This is a genomic window from Roseovarius halophilus (ex Wu et al. 2025) (assembly GCF_047086965.1).
In genome coordinates this window covers 1-20,101 of the sequence record NZ_JBKOTX010000106.1, presented here as the reverse complement: position 1 = coordinate 20,101, position 20,101 = coordinate 1, and the positions used below count along the sequence as shown (strand labels likewise).

Genomic DNA, 20,101 nt, shown 5'->3' with positions numbered 1-20,101 from the left:
GGGCGACGACAGCCTCGGCGGCGGCACCGGGCAGGACACGGTGGATGGCGGCGCGGGCGACGACGCCATCGGCGCGGGCGAGGGCAACGACACCGTCATGGGCGGCGACGGCGACGATTTCGTCGCCGGCGGCGGGCGCGACGACGTGGTCGAGGGCGGCGCGGGCGCCGACACCGTGAACGGCGGCGACGGCGACGACACCATGACCGGCGGCGACGGGGCGGACGTGTTCGTCTACAACTTCTTCAAGGACGGCGATGAAGACGTCATCACCGACTACGAGGACGGCACCGACGGCTTCCTCATCCGCACGGTCAGCACGCTGGACGGCACGCCCAACATCGACAATGGCGGCAACGGGCTCAGCGGCTTCCTCGACGCGCTGAACATCACCGACACTGCCGACGGCGCGCAGATGAACGTGGACGGGCACCTGGTCCTCGTGGAGAACGTGGCGGCGGCAAACCTGACGCTGGACGACTTCCAGTTCATTTGAACAAGAGGGGCACAGGCGACACCCCCGAACCGGCGGCGCAACTTGCCGCCGGTTCATCTCCTCTTAACGCCGCAGTGGGATGTCGCGGTTCGCGATGGCATTCCTCGTCGCATAAGTGAGAAACAGGCCCAAGTTCCGTGTAACTATTCTTTCTTATAAGATACCCATAGATTGACAATATGACAGCGTGAAAGCTACCGCTAGCGTATTCGGGCGCAAATGGGTTCCTCGGAAAAATTTTCTCCTGACCTGCCGCCCAAGGCTCCCTCATTCATAACGAGAGTTTGCGGGTCTGGTTTTCATAGTTCTGGTCGTCGATTTGGGCAAGCGCGCCGGGCGTGGAGCCCTCAAATTGCTCAAGCGTCCGGCGCGCTTCTGCGGGTGCTTGGTTTGCGAGCGATGAGTGCGGTCTGACATTGTTGTAATCGTATCGCCAAAGGGCCAGCTTGCGCCGGGCATCGTCCAGGCTGTCGAACATCTCCTCGTTGAGGAGTTCATCGCGTAGGCTGCCGTTGAAGGACTCGATGAAGGCATTCTGCTGTGGTTTGCCCGGGTCGATATAGTGCCAATTCACATCGTTCTCGTTCGCCCATTTCACTTCGCGGACCTTCGGTTCAGGATCGCCCGGCTGGTGAACTCCGTCCCGTTGTCACTGACAATGCTGGTCGGCTTTCCATAGATGCGGACAAGGGCATCCAGTTCCCGAGCAACCCGGGCACCGGAGATGCTGGTGTCGGCCATCAGGCAGAGGTTCTCGCGACAGCAATCGTCGTTCACGGCCAGAATGCGGAACCTGCGCGACGTCCCGAACGTGTCAGACAGGAAGTCCAAGGACCAACGCTCGCCGGGCTTCAGAGCCTCTGGCATCGGTGTTCGCGTGCCACGCGCCCGTTTGCGACCCCGGCGTCGCCTGACCCCAAGCTTCTCGTCCGTGTAGAGCCGATACAGCTTCTTGTGGTTCATGACCATACCCTTGTGCTCCAGCATCACGCCGATCCGCCGGTAACCGAACCGACGGCGCTTGGCTGCGACGGCCTTCATCTCCTTGCGTATTTCTGGGTTATGGGGCGGGCGTTCACGCCGGACCGTCTTCGGATCGACACCGACAAGTCGGCAGGCCCGGCGCTGCGAGATGTCATGATCCCGCATCGCCATCAGCGCTGCCTCTCGCCGCTCATTCGTTCGCCATCGGTCTCGAACGCATGGCGACTCGATGGCTTACCGTCAGCTCTTTCCCAGCAAGTCCTTCAGCACGACATTGTCCAGCATGCTGTCCGCCAGCAGGCGCTTGACCTTGGCATTCTCGTCTTCAAGCGCCCTCAGATTGGCGGCGTCAGACACCTCCATGCCGCCATACTTCGATTTGAACTTGTAGAATGTGCCTTGGCTCAAGCCGTGCTTCCGGCACACCTCCGCCGTCGGCATTCCGGCTTCCTGTTCCTTGATCATCCCGATTATCTGGTACGGGGCTTACGCGGCCCCACTGGGGCCACGGTCCTCTTAACCGGTGAAACGGCTCTTTCGCATCTGTTTGCTCCTTCGAAAGGTTGAGCAAACTCTACATCACAACGAGGGAAGTTTCGGTGGACAGGTCAGCTCCATCAACGTCTCGGCTCACGGGCCCCTGAACGCAACGAGTGCGACATGGTCCCCGTTGGCATAGGTGTCGGCAAGCATCAGTTCGACGGCGCCCTTTGCCTCGGCCATCCGGTTCATGATCGCCGATCCCGAGGCATCAACCAGGAAAACGACAAGCCTGTCGGTGCGATCCTCGTAACGGTGCACGTGGATGTCGTCGGGCCGAACGATGATCGAGCGCGTACCTTGGCCGCTGGATTGCCGGATTTTCTGCCAGGGGGCCGCGGCGCGCAACGTCGCGATCACGTCAATTCGGCTCTGGCCGTCAGGGCGGCCCCGCCGCGAAGAAAGCGGCCGCCCCCGTCGATTTCCCGTGCGCTTGTCACCCGCCCCGCCGTTTCGTGTGGTGTTGGACACCTGTTGCCCGGACGCCGCGCCGGCGAGGATGCCGGCGGGCAGGATGGCCGAAACCGCCTCGACCAGCATTTCGTCCGTGGCCGGGTCGGGTCCGGTTTCCGGTGGGCTGTCCTCGTCTGTCTCGCCATGGCTTTCCGGATCCGGCGTTTCGGGCGCCGGTTGCGCGTCTTCGGGTGGGTCCTGCGCCTCGTGGACGGCTCTCGCCGGGTAGACAAGCGCCGCCGCCGTGCGAACGTCATCCTCGGAAGTTGTCTGCCGGCCGTCCAGCGCGGCCAGGCAGTTTGCGCTTCGCATTGCCAGCAACGGGGCGCGGAGGCTGCTGATGCCGAACCGCGCGGCGAGTGTGACCAGCGCCTCCCGGTGACACGGCGCGATCGTGCTCGCCCCGACGCGATCGCGCGCGGCGTCGATATCGGCTGGCGCGGGAAGGCGGGTGCGGGCCTGCTGCGCGTTCACCCCGTCGAGATCGATGTTGAAGGCCAGCCTGTCGCCAAGGAGGGAGGGCACGCCCGTTTCGTGCTCTTGTTCATCGCTTTCGTCGAAAAGTACCATCGCATGGCCAAGATCCCTGTCGAGCAGGTCGCCCAGCTTGGCGGCCAGGGATGGCGCCATCCGTTCGGCCATGGGCACGAGTAGGGCGGCGGGAGTGTCGGCAAGGCCCGTGTGGCGCACCGCCTTGCCCTTGGCGTGGGAGGCCAGAAGGTTGACGCCCGCGAACAGGCTTGCATCGTCAACGATCAGGGGCAGCCGCCTGCAAGGCATTGGCAATGCCGAGAGCGCGCGTTCAAGGGCGTCGCGCGCCGGTCCGGGCCGCGCGCGGACGATCATACCTTTGAGCGGCGCCGGGGCGACGGTCAAAAGCGCAACCGCTTTCATGGCCCTGTCCCACTTGGCAGCGGCGGCCGTCACGACAGCACCTCGGTGATGGCGCGCTCGACCCGCGCCACCGAGCCCGCCTCGTCGAGCGGATCGCGGCGCAGCCTGTGGCTCAGTGCCAGTGGCGCGGCGGCGTATGACTTCCACGCGCGTTTCGATGTCATACGGCGAGCGTACTTCGACCGACAGGCCGAAACGATCGAGAAGCTGGGGGCGCAGTTCTCCCTCTTCGGGATTGCCGGACCCGACCAAAACGAACCGCGCGGGATGATGTATCGACAGCCCCTCGCGCTCAACGACGTTCACGCCCGATTGTGCCACGTCGAGCAGCAGGCCGACCACTTGATCCTCGAGCAGGTTGACCTCGTCGATGTACAGGAACCCGCGGTTCGCGCGCGCCAGCAATCCCGGCTCGAATGTCTTTTCCCCGTCTGTCAGGGCGCGCTTAATGTCCAGCGCACCGGTTACCCTGTCCTCGGTGACGCCGAGTGGCAGGTCAATGACCGGCGTGGGCCGCTCGGTGATTTCCGAAGATGCCGGGTGCGCCCGGTCCGGGCAATCTTCGGGCCTCTCGGAATTGACCGGGCAGCCGTCGACCATTCGTATGGGCGGGAGCAGAGCCGCGAGTGATCGGACCGCGGTCGACTTCCCGGTCCCGAGGTCGCCAAAAACGAGAAACCCGCCCAATGCGGGGTCAATTGTCGCGAGAACCATCGCGAGCTTCATCTGATCCTGACCGACGATCGCGGAGAACGGAAATGGCGCTGTCATGACACGTATCCCAGTCGTCTCAGTGGCGGGGCGCCGGCCCCACGTTCCGATGGCGGCGACGATTTGGAAACGCGCTTACAATTCCTCGCGGAGCTATCCGCCGGCGCGCACGGCGCGAACAGCGCGGCAATGGGGCCCGTCGGCGCGGGCGAAACCGGCCATCGCGGCGGTGTCGGGCCAGATCGAAAAGGTGATCTGGTTGAACAGGGGAATTTCGCCTATCCCGATGTTCAAGACCACCTGGGTGTTCTCGCCGATCTTCCTGCTGATGTCGGGCACGCGCTGCCAGAAGCGCCACGTGGCCGACGGCCTGAGGCTTGCGCGGGTCAGGGCCGCGACGGGCCCTTCCGCTGTGCCGTTCTGTGGCTCGAAGGGGGTCTGACCCGACCACGCCTCGCGGGCCGATGTCGGGCTGAGGAAGACGGTCCAGCATTCCTCCGCGCGGGACCGGTAGCGCCGAAAAACGGCCGCGTTGCGTGTCTGACGGCGTGCGTTTTCAAGGTCTGGCCAAGTGGCAAGGATCGCGTAGACCGCCGTATTCGGGACGGGCGTGAACCCCTGACCACTGCCGGACCCGCAAACTTTCCTGAACCCGATCCGCGGCACGTGCCTGAGCATCGGTCGGGCCATCCCCATCATGGTGAACGCCCAGAGCCGGCTTTTCCGGCGCTGGAAACGAAAGAAGCTGAGGCTGACGGTCTGAATGGGCTGCTCCGATCATTGATGTCGTTTCACGGTGATGTTTCCTGCGCGCCAGTAAAAGTCGCGCAAGACAATTTATCAATTTTAATGGACACTTGTAGCATTGCTTCATGTCGACGGTTATTGACGAGGCACGGGATCCGGGCCCGTCACCGGGCGACAGGCCGCCTGCCGCGGTGATCGGCGCGGGACTTGTCGGGCTGGCCTCCGCGATGCGCCTTGGCGCGAAAGGCTACCGTGTCACGGTCTTTGACCGTCTCAGCGGCCCGGGTGGGCGTGGCTCATCGCTCGAACGTGACGGGCACCGCTTCGATCTGGGGCCGAACATCGTGACCGTGCCCCAGTTTTTCCGGGAGCTCTGGGCGGCCTGCGGACGTTGTTTCGACGATGATGTCGACTTGCGCGCGCTGGATCCTTTCTACGAGATCCGTTGGCCCGATGGCAGCCGTTTCGTGGCCAGACAGGACGAGGCCGCGATGTGTGCCGAGGTGGCACGGCTGTCGCAGTCAGACCTGCGTGGGTATCAGAGGTTCCTCGCGGATAGCGAGCGGCGTTACCGGGTCGGGTTCGAGGATCTGGTACGGCGCTCCATGCATCATCTGACCGATTTGGTGAAAGTGCTGCCCACATTCGCGTTCCTGCGCGCGTACCGGTCGGTCCATGGCCACGCCGCGCGCCGCGTGAAGGACGAAAGATTGCTTATGGCGTTGTCGTTTTACCAACTCTTCATCTGGGGCGATCCGTTCCACGTGACGTCGATGTACACGCTGGTCAGCCATCTGGCGAAAGCGTTCGGTTTTCACTACGCCATGGGTGGCGTTGACGCGAAAGCGCGCGCCATGGTGCGCGTGATCGAATCGCAGGGCGGATGCATTCGGCAGGAAATCGAGGTGAGCGAGGTGCTGCTCAGCCGCGGCCGGGCATCTGGCCTGCGGATTGCCGACGGCACGCAGGTCCGGGCCGACATCGTCGTGTCGAATGCAGATGCGGGCCACACGCACGACACTCCGTTGGGCAACGAAACGCCGGCGCTGGTCGTCGGCGAAGCTCGGGCGGACACGGTGGTCGATGAGGTTGTTCGTCTGGTATTTAGGGGCCCGCGGCACGCGGGGCATGTGGTCGAATGCCGGCCATCACACGATACGCAACGGCCCAAGGTACAAGGGGCTGGTTGAGGACATCTTCATCAAGCGGCGGCTGGCCGAGGAGATGAGCCTCTACGTGCACCGCTCGAGCGTGACGGACCCGGGCGCGGCGCCCCCGGACGGCGACACGTTCTACGCGCTGCGCCTTGTGCCGCATCCCGCCGCGGGACTACGCGGCGTCATTTCCAGTGCCGAGGTGCTGGCCCCGCTCGTCCCGGCCCCCGCTCTTGCGAGGCCGGCATGATCCCCAGCGAGGATCTCGCCTATTGCACCGAGGCCATCCGGCATGGCTCGCGCTCCTTCCACGCGGCGTCGCGGCTCTTGCCCGGGCGTGTGCGCGACCCGGCCCTTGTGCTCTACGCTTTTTGTCGTCTCGCTGATGACGCGGTCGACCTGCAGCCGGCCAAGGAGGCCGCCGTGGCGCGGTTGCACGAGCGCCAGGCACGCGTTTACGCCGGAAAGCCCGAGAACCAGCCGTCTGACAAGGCCTTCGCGGCGATCGTCGATACGTATGAACTGCCCCGCGCACTGCCCGAGGCGCTGCTGGAAGGGCTTGCCTGGGATGCGTCGGGCCGACGCTATGCCACGCTGTCCGAATTGCGCGGCTATGGGTCACGCGTGGCTTCCGCCGTCGGGGCCATGATCTGCGTGCTGATGCGCATGCGTGACGCCGATGCCTTGGCCCGGGCCTGCGATCCGGGCGTGGCGATGCAGCTGACGAATATGGCCCGCGACGTTGGCGAGGACGCGCGTGAAGGCCGCCTGTACTTGACGATAGACTGGTGCCACGAGATGGGCGTGGATGTTGACGGCTTCCTGCAAGGCCCCGCCGCGACCGTCGCGATCCGTATGATGATTCGCCGCCTCATTGCCGAGGGCGACAGGCTCTATGCAAGGTCAGTTGCGGGCATTTCCGCGCTGCCCGCGGACTGTCGTCCGGGGACTTGCGCGGCGCAGGCCCTGTATCGGGCGATCGGCAGGATGGTCGCGCATGCCGGGTCCGATTCGGTGTCCGCGCGCGCCCATACCGGGCCGCGCCAGCAGCCGGGCTGCCTGCTGGGGGCGGTTTCACGTTCGGCCGGGACGATGATCATGCCGTATTCGCCGGTCATGCATGCCCGGCCCCTTGCCGAAACGGCCTTTCTGGTGGAGGCTTCGGCCGAGCGCGACCGCGTGTCGGCCGACTGGGGGTAAGCGCTTTGCTCCGCGTTGGCCAGTCTCAAGGCGAGTGACCGTCAACAACGCGCGGCATTGATACGACAGGGACATCCCGCTAGGCAGGGCGCATGATCTGGATCTTTTTCGCGATATTTCTTGCGGCCTGCATGGCGGCGGGTGCGACGGGCGCGATGTTTCCGCCCGGCGCTTGGTACGAGCGGCTGAACAAGCCGTCATGGACGCCGCCGAACTGGCTGTTCCCGGTGGCATGGACGACGCTCTACCTGTGCATGGCCGCCGCCGGTGCAAGGGTCGCGATGATCCCGGGCAACGGTCTGGCGATGGCGCTCTGGGCCTTGCAGATCGCCCTCAACACGCTGTGGACGCCGGTTTTCTTCGGTCTTCGCCGTCCGCGTGCCGGGCTGGTCGTTCTGTCGGCGCTGTGGTTGTCGGTTGCCGGGTGCATGGTCGCCCTCTTCCTTCTGGACTGGGTTGCGGGCCTTTTGTTCGTGCCGTACCTTGTCTGGGTTTCGGTGGCAGCGGCGCTAAACGGGGCGGTGATCCGCCTGAACCCTGACACCCTGAAGGACACGGGTGCATCCTGACCGGGGCGCAAGGGTCATGGTCCTTGCCGCGGTTGAGCGGTAAGGGCTTGTGACATGTTTGCCCATCTGTCCCTCACACTGGTCGTTGCGATCTTTGCGACCGGAACGCTGACCGTTCTCGTTCTGGGGACGGCGTTGACCGGTTTGGCCGATCGAATCGCGGATCTGACGGGCTTCGGCGAAGCGGTGACCGGGGCCGTCCTGCTGGGCGCCGCGACGTCGCTTTCCGGGACGGTGGTTTCGGTGACATCCGCGCTCGATGGGCATGCGTCGCTTGCCTTTTCCAACGGTATTGGCGGAATCGCGGCGCAAACCGCTTTTCTGGCATTGGCCGATCTCTTGTACCGTCGCGCGAACCTCGAACATGCCGCCGCGGATCTGGCCAATGTCTTCCAGGCTGCGCTGCTGATGGTGATGTTGACCGTACCGTTGGCGGCTTTCGTCATGCCTGACATGTCCTTCTGGTCGATCCATCCGGCATCCGTCCTGCTTTTGGCGATCTATATCCTGGGCGTCTATCAGAGCACCGGTATACGGCGCCGTCCCATGTGGCAGGCCGTGCGCACCAGCGAAACGCGCACGGATGCCCCGGATGACCAGCACGGGCTTGGTATCGGGCCGGCGCGCCTTGCCGTCCTTTTTCTGGCTGCCATGGTGCTGCTTGGGGTCGCCGGGTGGGCGATCGCGCGTTCGGCGGCGGAGCTTTCCACGCGGCTTGACTTGTCCTCGGTTCTGGTTGGCGCGCTCATGACGGCGGTCGTCACGTCACTGCCCGAGCTTGTCACGACGCTTGCTGCGGTGCGTCGCGGTGCTTTGCAGCTGGCGGTGGGCGGCATAATCGGTGGCAACAGTTTCGACACGCTTTTCCTGACACTGTCGGATATCGCGTATCGTCCCGGGTCGTTATATCATGCCATTGGCGCGGGTGATCTTTTCTGGGTCGTCGCGGGGCTGGTGATGACGGGTGTTCTCCTGCTCGGCCTGATCCTAAGACAGCGACGCGGCCCCGGAAATATCGGGTGGGAAAGCCTCGTGTTGCTCCTCGTCTATGCCGGGGCCGTCACGTACCAAGCCGCCGTCGGATGATGCGCCTCAGCGAAAGCACCAAGCCAGGCGACGGGGCACACGAACCGCGAGCGCGGCTTTGATCAACGCCGAGCGAAACCTGCGCAGGTCCAGAGCCTCATGCACCCCGGTGGTCTTTTCGCCGCCAAGGCGGTTGCGAATGGCCGAGCGGCTGTAGAACGGCGCGTTCAGCATGCTTTGAACCTGGCAGGGCGTATGGCCCGGATCCGTGCGGGTTTCCCGCCGGACCCGCCAGAGGCTACGTGGCAGCCGCGCCTTGGGCGGGGCTGAAATGATCCGCGCCGCGTGCCGCTGCGATGTCGGCCAGCGCGCTCGCGATACGATGTATCACGCCGCGAACCGTCCAGACACCGGCAGCTTCGGCCTGCCATATCAGGGACAGGAGGGCGGGGCACCGGTACGGCGACCCGCCGACACAGGTTGCATAACGCCCGAACAGCGGCGCTAGGCGCTGATCGTCGAAGCAGGACACCAGCAATTGGCCGAGCGTCGAAAAGGGTGCCATGCGTCCCAGCAGGGCCGCGCGCGGCAAGCAATGCAGGGCAAGCCGCCCGAGCGACGGGGCAGGCGCCTGTATCACGGGGCCGTCGAACCCGTCGAAAAGCGCCAGTTCCGCGAAAGCCTCGATCGCCGAGATATTCGCGGCCTCGGTGTCTAGAAGGTCGCGTTGGCTGCCGTCCGCCAGAAATGCCGGGCGATGACCGGCTGCAGGACGAGCGTCACATGCTCGTCGAGGCGTTCGCCGAGCGCCTCGAAAAGGTCGTCGAAAACCGCGCATGGTCAGAACGGTCGGGCCGGCTGCGACGGGACCGGCTTCGGCATCCCGACCCATGCCGAGGCCAAGGACGTGCTGGCCGGCGCGATGCTCAACTACGCCCGCGCCGGTTGGGGGCGTCTCGGACCGGCCCGCCGTGACGTTGCCGGGCGAGATGTTTCCGGCCGATCCGGTCATGATCGACCAGATGTTCGCCCCGATGCGGTTGGCGGCGGGGCCTGTTGTCCCGTCGCGGGAATGGCGCGAACTTTATGCCGCGCTGGATTGCGGCGCATGCGCGGCGATCCACCCGTTCTATACCGCGGCGATCCGCGAATTCGCTTCGGCCGGGTGGCCGGTCATCGGCGGCGCGCCGGTGGGGCATGACGGCACGGCCGCGTGGCTTGCCGCCGTGGGCGAGGCGTTCGGCCTGTCCGCCGACCGGGTTGCCGATGCCCAGAACATGTTTCTTCCGGCCATACATGAGGCGCTGGCCGCGACGGCGATCAATGGCACGATTACCTTAAGCGGGTATGAAGGCAGCGAATTGCCGGTCGCCCGGCTGCTGATCGAGAGCGGTGCGCGAGTGCCCTGTTTCGGCACGGCCTGCCCGGAAACCGAGTGGTCGCGACACGACGCCGAGTGGATGCGCGCCCGCGGGGCGACGGTCAATTTCCGGGCCTCGCTGGAGGAGGACCTGAGCGCGGCGGAGGGAGTGAGACCCGATCTGGCGATCGGCACGACGCCTGTCGTCCAGAGGGCAAAAGAGCTTGGGATTCCGCGCCTTTATTTCACGAACCTCATCTCGGCGCGGTCGCTGATGGGGCCTGCCGGCGCGAACAGCCTCGCGCAGGTCGTCAACGCGGCGATCGCCAACCGGGGCCGCATGGACCGGATGCGCGATTTCTTCGAAGGGTTCGTCGTTGGGGCGACGGCGGGCGTCTGGGAAGGGGCACCAAACCTGCGCCCCGAGTATCGCGAGCTCAATCGCGAGAAACCGGAAAAGAAGGCCCGGGCGGTCAAGGCGCAGGAGATGATCTGATGCGCCGCGACTCGCCCGTGACGGCTTCCTGCATCGCGTCGGCGTCGCGTCGGCAACGCGGCGGTCCGCGCGGGGCCGCGCGGACGGGGCCGGGCGACAGGCAATTTCGGGGGCGCTCATGCTGATCCAGGATCATGACCGGGCCGGCGGATACTGGGGCGCCGTCTATGCGTTCCGCGCGGTCAAGGGCCTCGAGGTCGTGATCGACGGCCCGGTCGGCCGCGAGAACCGGCCGGTGACGAGCGACCTGCACGAAATCCGCCGGCTGGTGGAGGGCATCGGCGCCGAGGTGAACATGGTGATGCCGCTTTGCAGCCACCTCGCCGAGATGCGCGACCTCGTGAATTCCGATGTGAACAGCTGCATGTATCGTGAGTTTGGCCGCGGTTTGGCCGAGGTTCTGGCAAGCCCTACCCGCAGGCGCCGATTGGCGTGGAGAGCACGACGCTCTTCCTGCGCAAGCTCGGCGACGTGACGGGGCTTGACCCGGAGCCGGTCATCGCGCGCGAGCGGCCGCTGATCATGATGGGCTCGATCAACGAGAAGATGTACCTCGCCGAACAGCGCGGCGGCCACGGCCCGCAACCCGCCTTCATTCCGGCCAGTTTCCCCGGCGCCGCGATATGTCGGGCCACGGGCACGCCGATGATGGGCCATGCCGGCGCGCCGTGGCTGGTGCAGGAGCTGTGCAACGGGCTTTTCGACGCGCTTTTCCATGTTCTGCCGCTGGGGTCCGACATGGACGCCGCGGCAGCCACCCCCACACCGTTGCGCCGCGATTTTCCATGGGATGCGGACGCGAGCCGCGAACTGGACCGGACCGTCGCGCGCCATCCCGTTTTGACCCGCATATCGGCGGCCAAGAACCTGTGCGACGCCGCCGAGGACGCGGCCCTGCGCGAGGGGGCGGAGCGCGTTGTGCTCGAGACCGTCCGAAAGATTTCGCCCGACGAGGGCCCAGTTCAGAAGGAGGACTGATCCGATGACCGACATGACATCCAACCTGCCGCGCAGGGCCGGCGGCCGCCGGAGATCGGCGGAGTTCCATCTCTATTTCGCGATGATCTTCCTGCTGGCGCTGCCGTTCGCGGCCGCCCGCTGGGTTCGCGCCGTGATCCGGCATCGCACGCTCAACCTGCACGGCCCGCTGGCCCGTGCCTGGGCCGAGGCCGACCGCATCACGCCCGTCATTTTCTCGGTCTGACGCGATGCGTTCAAACCGGGATACCGACCTGCCTTCCCGCCGTGGCGGGCAGATCCCCGAGGTACCATGAAGGACCCGAAGGACCCGGCCGCGGGGTTCGCGGCGTCAGCATAACGTTCCGGAGAAAAGTTCATGGCTGATAACACCGACCTGTCCTTTACAGGCCTCACAGACGAGCAGGCCCAGGAGTTGCATTCGGTCTACATGAGCGGCCTTTGGCTGTTCGCGCTGATTGCACTGGTCGCACGTATCGCGACCTACATCTGGGCGCCTTGGTTCTGAGGAGAGATCGAAAATGCAGAAGTTCTACAAGGTCTGGCTGATTTTCGACCCGCGCCGCGTGCCGCGGCCGAGGCCGACTGAACCGGGCGTTCGCGCCCTGCCAAATATCGCCGCGGGCGGCCCGGTCGCCCGCGGCACCTCAAGGAAATCAAGACGGCGCGAGGTCCGGTCCGGACCGGCCGCCGAGCGCGGAGACAATCATGGCGTTGCTTAGTTTTGAAAGAAAGTACCGTGTCCGAGGGGGACGCTGATCGGCGGCGATCTGTTCGACTTCTGGGTAGGCCCGTTCTATGAGGTTTCTTAGGGGTCACGACCGCTTTCTTCGCCCTTCTGGGGACGATCCTCATCCTGTGGGGGGCCGCCCACCAGGGCACGTGGACCCGTGGCTGATCAACATCGCGCCACCCGACCTGTCATACGGCCTGGGACCGGCCCCGCTGATGGAGGGCGGGCTGTGGCAGATCATCAAGATCTGCGCCTTCGGCAGCTGGATGCTGCGCGAGGTCGAGGTCTGGCGCAAGCTGGGGATGGGCTCCCGCGTGCCGTTCGCCTTCGGCGTGGCGATCTTCGCCTATGTCACGCTGGTGGTTTTCCGGCCCGTGCTGATGGGCGCGTGGGGTCATGCCTTCCCCTACGGCATTTTCAGCCACCTCGACTGGGTCAGCAACACCGGCGACGCCTATCTGCATTTCCATTACAACCCGGCGCACATGCTGGCGGTGACGTTCCTCTCCACCACGACGCTGCGCTGGCGCTGCATGGCGGGCCGATCCTGTCGGTGGCGAACCCCGAGAAGGGCGAGGAGATGAAGACGCCCGATCAGGAGGACACCTTTTTCGCGACTTCATCGGCTATTCCGTGGGCACGCTGGGCATTCACCGGGTGGGGCTGCTGCTGGCGCTGAACGCCGGCTTCTGGTCGGCCATCTGCATCATCATAAGCGGCCCGGTCTGGACCAAGGGCTGGCACGAATGGTGGAACTGCTGGCTCGATCTGCCGATCTGGCCCTCTCGGGTGAGGATGTGACCAATGATTGAATATCGGAATATCTTTACGCAGGTGCAGGTCGACGGGCCGCCGGAATGGAGCATGGACGACAGCGGCGAGATGATGGCCGACCGTTCCGGCACCGCGGTCTTCTCGCGGCTGGTGGGCCTGCTGGGCAACGCGCAGATCGAGCCGATCAAGCTGGGCATGCTGGGCTGGATCAGCCTCGCGACCGGGCTGCTGTGGTTCGTCATCGTCGGGCTCAACATGCTGTCGCAGGTCGGCTGGTCGATCCCGGAATTCCTGCGCCAGCTCTTCTGGCCGGCGCTGGAGCCGCCGGGGCCGGAATACGGGCTGTCCATTCCGCCGCTGAACGACGGCGGGTGGTACATCATACCCAGTTTCTTCCTGCTGGTCAGTGTCTGCGCGTGGTGGCTGCGGACCTACCAACTGGCGCAGCAGCACAGGATGGGCAAGCACGTGGCCCGGGCCTTTGCCTCCGCCATCTGGCTTTTCCCCGTGCCGGGGCTGTTCCGGCCGGTTTTGATGGGGTCGTGGTCCGAGGCCGTGCCCTATGGCATCTTCCCGCATCTCGACTGGACGACGGCGTTCTCGATCCGGTACGGCAACCTTTATTACAACCCGTTCCACCGCCTTTCCATCATGTTCCTCTACGGGTCGGTGCTGCTAGTCGCGATGCACGGCGCCACGATCCTGGCCGTCAGCCGGTTCGGCGGCCACCGCGAACTGGAGCGGATCGTGGACCGCGGCACCGCCTTGATGGAGGGCATCCACCGCTGGGCGTGGTGGTTCGCGGTTCTCACGCCCATCACCGGCGGTATCGGCAGTCTCCTGACGGGGACGGTTGTCGACAACTGGTTCATCTGGGCGCAGGAACAAAACTTCGCGACGGCGTATGGCGGTTCCTACGGCCACGAGGCTTACGGGTCTTACGAAGCCTTCATCGGGCAGGAGCACTGAGCGATGTTTCCCAAGTGGTTCGACACTTGGAACAGGGAAAACCCCACCGACATCTACAAGCCCGCGATCCTCGCGGGGGTGACGGGGGCGGCGTTTTTCGCGGCGGCGGCGCTGGTCGCGCTGGGCCAGCCCTTCAAGACCGACAGCCTGCAGACCGGGCCGGGCGGCAGCGGCATGTCCGTGCCCGAGTTCGAGGCCGCGCTGGCCCGGCCCGACCCCGATTACGGGAAGTGAGCCGCATCGGGCAGGTGCGCGGCCGCGCCTGCCCCGCCGACATCGCGCCGTTCGCGCCGCGCGCAGCCATGTGCCCGACGCATCAAGCCACCGGGGAGGAGGCCGCGATGGCGCGAGAACCAACAACACCACGGCTTGACCGGGTCGCCGGCCCGCCCGACCTGCGCCTGATGGCCGCCGCCGACGAGACCGAGCTGATGCACATGGTCGCCACCGCGGCCGCGCACGACTCGGGGCCGATTGCGGTGCGCTACGCGAGGGGCTCGGGGCAGGGCGTCGCGCTGCCGGAGCGCGGCACAAAGCTGGAGGTCGGCCGCGGGCGGGTGCTGGAAGAAGGATCGCGTGTCGCGTTCCTGTCCTACGGCGCGCATCTTTCGGCATGTCGCGAGGCCGCCGCGCGGCTGGCGCCGCAGGGGCTGAGCGTGACCAACGCGGATGCGCCTTTCGCCTGACCGCTGCACCTCGACCTCGGCCTGCGGCTGGCCAACGGCCACCTCGCGCTCATCACCGTGGAGCAGGGCGTCGAGGGCGGTTTCGGATCTTTGGTGATGCATGCCTGGCGCGTCATGGCGCCATTGATCACGGCATCACCATCCGCAACCTGTGCCGACCCGACCGGCTCGTCAACCAGGCCGCCCCGCCCGAGATGTACGAGGATGCCGGCATGGACGTGGACGCGCTGGTGCGGCTGGCGCCTGGCAGCCGCGGACGTGGTGCCTTTGCCGGCGGTACGATGAAAGGTCGTGCCTGTTGGCCGGCACGGCCCCGGGTCTTTATCAGGTGATGCCCGTGCTCAACTGCCGGGCTCGGGGCTGACCGAGGCGAGATACGCCCAGAGATTCACGGCGTCTTTCTCGCTCCTGACCTTGTAAGCCATCTTGCCGCGCCCGGATTCGCCCGTTTGTTCCTGCAGGTAGCCGGAGGGGGCCTGCACGTAGGCCACGAATGTTTGTTCGTCCCATGCAAGACCCTGCGCGCCGGCGGTGGCCATCAGCCCGGAATAGTTGAAATCCTCGGCCGACCCGGCCGTGCGGCCGACCACGCCATACAGGTTGGGCCCCACGCGGCCGCCGCGCACGATCGTCTCGTCGGGCGATTCGATCATGTGGCAGGCCTTGCAGGCGCGGAACGCCTTTTCACCGGCGGCGGCGTCGCCGCTCGCGTGATCGTCGGCCATGGCTGGCAGGGCGAGACTGCCAGCAAGGGCTGCGAAGGTTGCAGCATGTTTTATCATTGTCACGATCCTCTCGGCTGGTTTCTCAAAAGTTAAGTAGTCTTATCGGCGCGATGTCAATCCGCGGATCGCTCATGCCACCGAATGCGCCAGCGCGCATTGTTTCCAGAGCACGCTCAGCGCCTCGACGAGCCGGTCGATCTCGGCGTCGCCGTGCAACGGGCCCGGTGTGAAGCGAAGCCGCTCGGTGCCCTTGGGCACGGTCGGGTAATTGATCGGCTGCACGTGGATCCCCCGGTCGCGCATCAGGATATCGGCCAGCATCCGGCATTTCACCGGGTCCTTGATCATCACCGGTATGATGTGGCTGGAATTGTCGAGATCGGGAATGCCCTGCCTGTCCAGCCTGTCGCGCCGCCGCGCAACCTGCCGCCGCTGCGCCTGCCTTTCACTGTCCGACGTCTTGAGATGGCGGATCGAGGTCTGCGCCGCCGCCGCCACCGCCGGGGGCAGGGCGGTGGTGAAGATGAACCCGCTCGCGAAGGACCGGATGAAATCGCACAGCGCCGCCGATCCGGTGACATACCCGCCCATGCAGCCACAGGCCTTTCCCAGCGTCCCTTCGATCAGCGTGATGCGGTCGGCAAGGCCCAGCACCTCGGATACCCCGCCGCCGCGCGGCCCGTAAAGCCCGACGGCGTGGACCTCGTCAAGATAGGTCATCGCGCCGTGCCGCTCCGCGACCTCGACGATCTCGGCCATCGGGCAGATGTCGCCGTCCATCGAGTAGACGCTCTCGAAGGCCACGATCTTGGGCGCGTTCGCGGGCAGGGCGGCGAGCTTGCGGTCCAGGTCCTCGGGATCGTTGTGCTTCCAGATCACCTTGGTCGCGCGCGAATGGCGGATGCCCTTGATCATGCTGGCATGGTTGAGCGCATCGCTCAAAATCGCCGCGTCGGGCAGCTGGCGGCCCAGCGTGGACAGCGCAGCCCAGTTCGACACGTAGCCCGAGGTGAAGAGCAGCGCCGCGGGCTTGCCGTGCAGGTCGGCCAGCTCGCGTTCCAGCGAGATGTGATGCACGCTTGTGCCGGAAATGTTGCGCGTGCCGCCGGCGCCGGTGCCCGAGGTGTCGATCGCGTCCTTCATCGCCCGCGTGACGGCGGGATGCTGCCCCATGCCGAGGTAATCGTTCGAGCACCAGACGGTCACGTCCCCGGCGCGCGCGCCGGCACGGTTCGCGGCCCGCGGGAACCCGCCGCAATGCCGCTCCAGCTCAGCGAAAACGCGGTAATCACCGTCGCTCTTGAGGGCCTCCAGTTGCGTTTCGAACATGGCGTCAAAATCCATGATGTCCCTCCGTGCGTGTTCTTTTCGGTGATCGGCCCGGCGCCGGCAGCATCCAGCGCCAGAGTTTCGCATCCGGCAACGGCAAAAGCATCAGCCAGTGTTCCGCCAGCGCCAGCGCGGTGATCGCCGCCAGCAGGGCGAAACCGGCAGCCCGCGCCGGCGTGGCCGCGCCGGCCACCCGCATCAGCCAGCAGGCGGTCGCGAAGCTCAGCGCGGTGACCGAGACGGCGACGACCGGGCGTGCCGGCGCGATGCGGAAATGGCTGGCCACGTGACCCAGCGCCCGCGGCAGGAACTCGGTTTTGATCCCGGGCACGCCGCAAAACAGGTTCAGCTAACCGAGATCCGCGCGAGCTAGAGGATCGTGACGGTCCACGGCCCGACCGGGTTGGCGGCGCCGTACCCGGTGATCCACAGGCCGATGAGCAGGCCGGTGAGAAGCGTCTCGTGATGGGCGATCGTGCCCCGGGCGCGGATGAACCGTTCCCAGCCGGGGCGTCCTCGGGGCAGGGATAGGGGGGCGACCCGGTGATCACGCCGGTCAGGAACGCCAGTTCGACCCAGCCCCAGATCACCGGCACCGCGAGGAACGCGTCATGAACCGACCCGGGCGTCAGTGTCTGCAATGTCGCGCCGACCCCACACTTCCCGAGGCCGAGGGCCGGCAGCGTCGCCAGCGTGAGCACGATCGGCGCGCGCCCGCCCCGCCTGTCGGCATGCCGCACGGCCCACAGGGTCGCGCCGGTCGAGAACCACCGGGCGAAAAGCGCCACCAGGGCGGCGATCCACGGCGCGCTCGGCATGGTGCCCCGGTCCCGGGTTTCTTCTCTGGCCAAGTACCCCGGGGGTGTGGGGGCTGGCCCCCACTTCCGGCCGCGGGCAGGGTGATCGACGGGGGCATCAGTGCGCGGGTTCCAGCCGGGGGCTGTCGGGCACCGTGTGCCGACGCGCGGGTATCAGGTAAAGCCCGGCGAAGGCCGCGGCCGCGCGGGCCTGCGCGGACGGGCGCCGGACGAACGCGCCGGGCCCCGTCCCGGCCTTGGCTCGGGCGAGGTCGGCATTCGCCCGCTGCAGCCGCTTCAGCCCGGCCGTCCAGCGCGGGTGCTCGATATCGAGGGTGATCGGGAACACCTGCTTGGAGATCTCCGAGGTCTTGGTGAAGACCTCGTGACCGTACCAGTCGGGATCGACGCCCGGCGCGGCATGGAAGGCCGGGGGCTGGTGGTCGCGCATGTGCATCGTGGCATAGACCGCCTTGAGAAAGAACTTGATCCACCAGACGTTGACGCCGCCGGTCAGCTTCGGATCGGTTTTCATCAGCAGCGCGAAGGCCTCGCCGAGCGGACCTCGTCGGTGCACCATTCCCGGAACCATTTGAAAAGGGGGTGAAACCGCAATTCGGGATGCTGCTGCACGTGGCGGTAGATGGTGATGTAGCGCGCATAGCCGATCTCATCGGACAAATATGTCGCGTAATAGGTGAACTTGGGCCGGAAGTAGGTGCATTTCTTCCTCTGCGTCAGGAAGCCGAGGTTGACGGCCACGCCGGCCTCGCGCAGGGTGTCGTTGACGCAGTCGGCGTGGCGCGCCTCGTCGCGTGCCATCAACTGGAAAAGCAGGGTTATGGCCGCGTTCGAGCCGCGGCGCTTCATCTCCTTGTAGAGCACGCAGCCCGAGACCTCGGCCGTGCAGCTGGAAATGAGGAAGTCGATGAATTCCTTTTTCAGCCCGGGGTCCATGCTGTCCCAGTCGGCGTCGTCCCAGTCGGCATTCTTCTTGAAGTGGCCCTTGTTGTGGGGTCGGCCTCCATCTCGGCGATGAGCGCGTCCCGGTCCGGGCGCACGGGGCTGACGTCGATCGCGTCCAGCGCGTCGAAATCGGTTGTTTAGAAGCGCGGCGTCAGCAGCATGTTCTGCATGGCCGCCTCGGTGGCCGCGGTGCTGTCGAATTTCGCCTGCTCCTGCTGGATGGCGATACCTTCCTCGGCGGTGGTGGCGTCGGCTGCGTGGGGGGATGCGCGTTCACAGCGTCACCTCCTCGGAAAACGAGAAGTCACACAGTTCCATCACCTCGACATCGCCTGTCAGCCGCGTCCAGAGCCGCTCCAGCGCGCTCGCGCGCACGATCACGGCGTCGCGGTCCTCGGTCACGATCTCGCCGACGGGCGGCATGATTTCCGGGCCGTGCACCTTGACCTCGGCCCCCGGGTGAACGGTCGCCCCGTTGTTGAAGCGCACATGCCCGTGCAGGCTCTCGAACTCGTGCGAGATCTCGACGGTACGGGGCGCGTTTTCGAAATCCTTTGTCAGCCAATCCCATTCCCGGTCTCCTTTCCTCAGTTTGCCAGCAGCCGTGCGAAGGCGTCGGCGTTCTCTGCGCCGAACGCCATGAGGTCGGCGCGCCATCCCGTGACGGGTCGTGGATTTCAAGCCGGCCGGTATCGCGCTGCATCAGCGTGACGGACGCGCCGGCGGGCGCGCCGCGTTTCCGGCGCTCGTGCCGCAGGACGCGGTAGACGCCCGACACGACCCCGCCCTGCGCGTGGGTCAACCCGGCGATGAGGCTGCCATCGGGGCGCCGCACCGTGGCCGCGCCGGCCATGGCGCCCGACAGGACGATATTGCGGCTGATCACGACCGCGCCCGGCGGTGGCGTGGCCACCAGCGGGCGGTCGGTGAACCGCGCGAACGTGACCACCGCCAGCACGGCGAGCACCAGCGCCAACATCGCCAGCGCCATGGCACGGGGCACATTTTCCGTGTCGTGCAGGGGTGGTGAGAGGCGCGTTTCGGTCCGGGTCATCGGCGGGCTCGTGTTCATTCGGCGGCGACGGGGGCCGCGTTGGTGGTTGGGGTCGCGCGGGCAACGCGGGGCGTGTTGATGCGGGCTTCGGCGGCATCGGCCAGCAGCCTGGCCACGGTCGCGGCATCGGGGATGCAGCGCAGTGCGGGCCGTGTCCGGCGCAGGACCCACGGGCGCACGTGCGGCCCGCACACGGGGTAGCTCAGCCGCGTCCCGCCCATGAGGTCGGGCGCGATGGTCCCTGTGCCGTCGGGCCGGCGCGACAGCTCTGCGTTGCGGATCTGCGTGAAGGGCAGGTTCAGCGTGACCGTGAGCGCCGCGCCGATGCGCATGGCCACCCGGCGGTTGGTGATCGTGTAGACGGTGCTGCGCGCCTGCACGACGCCGATCGCGGTCAGCAGGGCGCTGACGACCGCCCCGAGCCCGACCAGCGCGGCGCCGGCCGTCGGCGCCTCGGCCC

At 66.3% G+C, this 20,101-nt stretch carries 17 protein-coding genes and 10 pseudogenes; 13 read left to right on the top strand and 14 right to left on the bottom strand.

Features of this window, described 5'->3' with window-relative positions; all coding sequences use genetic code 11:
- Positions 1–496: calcium-binding protein (locus ACH107_RS19420; protein ID WP_412507213.1), on the top strand; the 496-nt coding region annotated here is incomplete at its 5' end.
- A gap of 271 nt (positions 497–767) precedes the next feature.
- Here ACH107_RS19420 and ACH107_RS19415 read toward each other — a convergent pair.
- The 4 genes and pseudogenes from ACH107_RS19415 to ACH107_RS19400 all read right to left on the bottom strand — a co-directional run bounded on the left by ACH107_RS19415 (position 768) and on the right by ACH107_RS19400 (position 4,777).
- A pseudogene (locus ACH107_RS19415) lies at positions 768–1,945 on the bottom strand (IS3 family transposase).
- 165 nt (positions 1,946–2,110) lie between these two features.
- Positions 2,111–3,043, bottom strand: a complete 933-nt coding sequence (locus tag ACH107_RS19410; protein WP_412507215.1) for a hypothetical protein — start codon at positions 3,041–3,043, stop codon at positions 2,111–2,113.
- A gap of 353 nt (positions 3,044–3,396) precedes the next feature.
- Positions 3,397–4,138, bottom strand: a pseudogene (locus ACH107_RS19405) (ATP-binding protein).
- A gap of 93 nt (positions 4,139–4,231) precedes the next feature.
- Entirely contained in the window at positions 4,232–4,777 is a 546-nt protein-coding gene (locus tag ACH107_RS19400) for a spheroidene monooxygenase (RefSeq protein WP_412507212.1), read from the bottom strand.
- A gap of 173 nt (positions 4,778–4,950) precedes the next feature.
- Here ACH107_RS19400 and crtI point away from each other — a divergent pair.
- The 4 genes and pseudogenes from crtI to ACH107_RS19380 all read left to right on the top strand — a co-directional run.
- Positions 4,951–6,142, top strand: a pseudogene (gene crtI, locus ACH107_RS19395) (phytoene desaturase family protein); the annotation flags it as partial.
- 83 nt (positions 6,143–6,225) lie between these two features.
- Positions 6,226–7,179: a phytoene/squalene synthase family protein gene (locus ACH107_RS19390; protein WP_412507211.1), complete on the top strand. Its 954-nt coding sequence runs from the start codon at positions 6,226–6,228 to the stop codon at positions 7,177–7,179.
- A gap of 92 nt (positions 7,180–7,271) precedes the next feature.
- Positions 7,272–7,748: a tryptophan-rich sensory protein TspO gene (gene tspO / locus ACH107_RS19385; RefSeq protein WP_412507210.1), complete on the top strand. Its 477-nt coding sequence runs from the start codon at positions 7,272–7,274 to the stop codon at positions 7,746–7,748.
- 54 nt (positions 7,749–7,802) lie between these two features.
- On the top strand, positions 7,803–8,834 hold the full coding sequence (locus ACH107_RS19380) for a sodium:calcium antiporter (RefSeq protein ID WP_412507209.1): 1,032 nt from the start codon (positions 7,803–7,805) through the stop codon (positions 8,832–8,834).
- A 6-nt stretch (positions 8,835–8,840) separates the two neighbouring features.
- On the opposite strand, the pseudogene ACH107_RS19375 reads toward ACH107_RS19380, so the two are convergent.
- Both ACH107_RS19375 and ACH107_RS19370 read right to left on the bottom strand, forming a co-directional pair.
- Positions 8,841–9,116 (bottom strand): annotated as a pseudogene (locus tag ACH107_RS19375) (carotenoid 1,2-hydratase); the annotation flags it as partial.
- Positions 9,073–9,414: a hypothetical protein gene (locus ACH107_RS19370; protein WP_412507208.1), complete on the bottom strand. Its 342-nt coding sequence runs from the start codon at positions 9,412–9,414 to the stop codon at positions 9,073–9,075. The gene ACH107_RS19370 and the pseudogene ACH107_RS19375, both read right to left, overlap by 44 nt.
- A 216-nt stretch (positions 9,415–9,630) precedes the next feature.
- Here ACH107_RS19370 and ACH107_RS19365 point away from each other — a divergent pair.
- From ACH107_RS19365 to ACH107_RS19330, 8 genes and pseudogenes are all read left to right on the top strand, one after another.
- Positions 9,631–10,630, top strand: a pseudogene (locus ACH107_RS19365) (nitrogenase component 1); the annotation flags it as partial.
- Between the two features lie 118 nt (positions 10,631–10,748).
- Positions 10,749–11,608 (top strand): annotated as a pseudogene (locus ACH107_RS19360) (nitrogenase component 1).
- A gap of 4 nt (positions 11,609–11,612) precedes the next feature.
- Positions 11,613–11,834, top strand: coding sequence for a cytochrome PufQ (pufQ, locus tag ACH107_RS19355; protein WP_412507207.1), 222 nt, complete (start codon positions 11,613–11,615; stop codon positions 11,832–11,834).
- A gap of 132 nt (positions 11,835–11,966) precedes the next feature.
- A complete protein-coding gene (locus ACH107_RS19350) occupies positions 11,967–12,116 on the top strand; it encodes a light-harvesting protein (protein WP_412507206.1) in 150 nt (49 codons plus the stop codon).
- Between the two features lie 200 nt (positions 12,117–12,316).
- A pseudogene (gene pufL, locus ACH107_RS19345) lies at positions 12,317–13,142 on the top strand (photosynthetic reaction center subunit L).
- 3 nt (positions 13,143–13,145) lie between these two features.
- Positions 13,146–14,084 (top strand): photosynthetic reaction center subunit M, encoded by a 939-nt coding sequence (gene pufM / locus ACH107_RS19340; protein ID WP_412507205.1) that lies wholly within the window; start codon positions 13,146–13,148, stop codon positions 14,082–14,084.
- A gap of 3 nt (positions 14,085–14,087) precedes the next feature.
- Positions 14,088–14,318, top strand: coding sequence for a hypothetical protein (locus tag ACH107_RS19335; protein ID WP_412507204.1), 231 nt, complete (start codon positions 14,088–14,090; stop codon positions 14,316–14,318).
- Positions 14,319–14,425: 107 nt separating this feature from the next.
- Complete coding sequence (locus ACH107_RS19330; protein WP_412507203.1) at positions 14,426–14,770, top strand: hypothetical protein; 345 nt, start codon at positions 14,426–14,428, stop codon at positions 14,768–14,770.
- Positions 14,771–15,111: 341 nt separating this feature from the next.
- On the opposite strand, the gene ACH107_RS19325 is transcribed toward ACH107_RS19330, so the two are convergent.
- The 8 genes and pseudogenes from ACH107_RS19325 to puhB form a co-directional block, all read right to left on the bottom strand.
- Positions 15,112–15,552 carry a c-type cytochrome gene (locus ACH107_RS19325; protein WP_412507202.1) on the bottom strand — a complete coding sequence of 147 codons (441 nt, stop codon included), beginning with the start codon at positions 15,550–15,552 and terminating at the stop codon, positions 15,112–15,114.
- 72 nt (positions 15,553–15,624) lie between these two features.
- Positions 15,625–16,839: a 5-aminolevulinate synthase gene (gene hemA, locus ACH107_RS19320; protein WP_412507201.1), complete on the bottom strand. Its 1,215-nt coding sequence runs from the start codon at positions 16,837–16,839 to the stop codon at positions 15,625–15,627.
- Positions 16,829–17,155: a DUF3623 family protein gene (locus ACH107_RS19315; protein ID WP_412507200.1), complete on the bottom strand. Its 327-nt coding sequence runs from the start codon at positions 17,153–17,155 to the stop codon at positions 16,829–16,831. Before ACH107_RS19315 ends, hemA begins: the two co-directional genes overlap by 11 nt.
- Positions 17,156–17,193: 38 nt before the next feature.
- Positions 17,194–17,642: pseudogene (locus tag ACH107_RS19310) on the bottom strand (DUF3623 family protein).
- Between the two features lie 97 nt (positions 17,643–17,739).
- A pseudogene (gene acsF / locus ACH107_RS19305) lies at positions 17,740–18,757 on the bottom strand (magnesium-protoporphyrin IX monomethyl ester (oxidative) cyclase).
- A gap of 103 nt (positions 18,758–18,860) precedes the next feature.
- Positions 18,861–19,148, bottom strand: coding sequence for a hypothetical protein (locus ACH107_RS19300; protein WP_412507214.1), 288 nt, complete (start codon positions 19,146–19,148; stop codon positions 18,861–18,863).
- 160 nt (positions 19,149–19,308) lie between these two features.
- Positions 19,309–19,566, bottom strand: a pseudogene (gene puhC / locus ACH107_RS19295) (photosynthetic complex assembly protein PuhC); the annotation flags it as partial.
- A gap of 89 nt (positions 19,567–19,655) precedes the next feature.
- Positions 19,656–20,101: photosynthetic complex putative assembly protein PuhB (puhB, locus tag ACH107_RS19290; RefSeq protein ID WP_412507199.1), on the bottom strand; the 446-nt coding region annotated here is incomplete at its 5' end.